Below are 1,194 nucleotides of genomic sequence, written 5' to 3' on the forward strand. Positions count from 1 at the left end.
ATTGGGTAGGGGAGCGTTCTGTAAGCGGTTGAAGGTGTGTGGTAACGCATGCTGGACGTATCAGAAGTGCGAATGCTGACATGAGTAACGATAAAGGGGGTGAAAAACCTCCTCGCCGGAAGACCAAGGGTTCCTGTCCAACGTTAATCGGGGCAGGGTAAGTCGACCCCTAAGGCGAGGCCGAAAGGCGTAGTCGATGGGAAACGGGTTAATATTCCCGTACTTCTTACAATTGCGATGGGGGGACGGAGAAGGCTAGGTGGGCCTGGCGACGGTTGTCCAGGTTCAAGTGCGTAGGCTTAAGAGTTAGGTAAATCCGGCTCTTTTTAAGGCTGAGACACGACGTCGAGCATCTACGGATGTGAAGTCATTGATGCCATGCTTCCAGGAAAAGCCTCTAAGCTTCAGATTGTAAGGAATCGTACCCCAAACCGACACAGGTGGTCGGGTAGAGAATACCAAGGCGCTTGAGAGAACTCGGGTGAAGGAACTAGGCAAAATGGTACCGTAACTTCGGGAGAAGGTACGCTCTCGACGGTGAAGTCCCTCGCGGATGGAGCTATTGAGAGTCGCAGATACCAGGTGGCTGCAACTGTTTATTAAAAACACAGCACTGTGCAAAATCGTAAGATGACGTATACGGTGTGACGCCTGCCCGGTGCCGGAAGGTTAATTGATGGGGTTAGACTTCGGTCGAAGCTCTTGATCGAAGCCCCGGTAAACGGCGGCCGTAACTATAACGGTCCTAAGGTAGCGAAATTCCTTGTCGGGTAAGTTCCGACCTGCACGAATGGCGTAATGATGGCCACGCTGTCTCCACCCGAGACTCAGTGAAATTGAAATCGCTGTGAAGATGCAGTGTACCCGCGGCTAGACGGAAAGACCCCGTGAACCTTTACTACAGCTTGGCACTGAACATTGACCCTACATGTGTAGGATAGGTGGGAGGCTTTGAAGCACGTACGCCAGTATGTGTGGAGCCGTCCTTGAAATACCACCCTTGTAGTGTTGATGTTCTAACGTCGACCCCTTATCGGGGTTGCGGACAGTGCCTGGTGGGTAGTTTGACTGGGGCGGTCTCCTCCCAAAGAGTAACGGAGGAGCACGAAGGTGGGCTAATCACGGTTGGACATCGTGAGGTTAGTGCAATGGCATAAGCCCGCTTGACTGCGAGAATGACAATTCGAGCAGGTG

1 rRNA gene is annotated in these 1,194 nt (G+C 52.5%); it reads left to right on the forward strand.

Annotated elements, in window-relative coordinates:
- Nucleotides 1-1,194: ribosomal RNA gene (locus IEZ31_RS55735) — 23S ribosomal RNA — on the forward strand; the annotation flags it as partial.

Source organism: Dactylosporangium sucinum (assembly GCF_014647515.1).
In the GTDB taxonomy this organism is placed as follows: domain Bacteria; phylum Actinomycetota; class Actinomycetes; order Mycobacteriales; family Micromonosporaceae; genus Dactylosporangium; species Dactylosporangium sucinum.